Source organism: Aminobacter sp. P4_D5, from assembly GCF_056401815.1.
This window is the reverse complement of sequence record NZ_JBFUIP010000776.1, coordinates 1-683: the sequence shown is the minus strand read 5'-3', so window position 1 is coordinate 683 and position 683 is coordinate 1. Positions and strand designations below refer to the sequence as shown.

The 683-nt window shown below is 70.0% G+C and carries 1 pseudogene; it reads right to left on the bottom strand.

The annotated features are described in order from the left end of the window. Positions 1–676: pseudogene (locus tag AC1DWF_RS34925) on the bottom strand (FAD-dependent oxidoreductase); the annotation flags it as partial. Between the last annotated feature and the right edge of the window lie 7 nt (positions 677–683).

Genomic DNA, 683 nt, shown 5'->3' with positions numbered 1-683 from the left:
GCCATTGCGTGTAGACCACGCGGCCCGGCGCCACGGCGACGTCGTTGGCGCAGATGCGGTTCAGCGCAGCTTCGGCCGCCTCGCCTTCGACGAGGAACTGCGCGAAGGAGGTCTGGTCGAAGAGGCCCACCGCCTCGCGCACCGCGCGATGCTCCTGCGCCGAGGCCTCGAACCAGTTCTGCCGGCCGTAGGAGTATTCGTACTCGGCCTTCACGCCATCAGTGGCGAACCAGTTGGCGCGCTCCCAGCCTGCGACCTCGCCGAAGACGGCGCCCCTAGCCTTCAGCGAGTCATGGATCGGCGAGCGCCGCACGCCGCGCGCGGTCTCCGGCTGCCGGAAGGGCCAGTGCATCGCGTAGAGCAGGCCGAGCGATTCGACCGTGCGGTCCCGCAGGTAGCGCGCGTTGCGCTGGAAGGGCATGGCGCGGCGGATGTCGACATCCCAGAGGTCCATGGGCGGGTGGCCGTCGACGATCCAATCCGCGAGCACCCTGCCCGCCCCGCCGGCCGACTGGATGCCGATGGAGTTGAAGCCCGCAGCCACGAAGAGGCCCGGCAGCTCCGGCGCCTCGCCGAGCAGGTAGCGGTCGTCGGGCGTGAAACTCTCGGGCCCATTGAAGAACAGACGGATGCCGGCCTCGCCGAGCTTGGGGATGCGCGCGACGGCGCGTTCAAGCTATGGC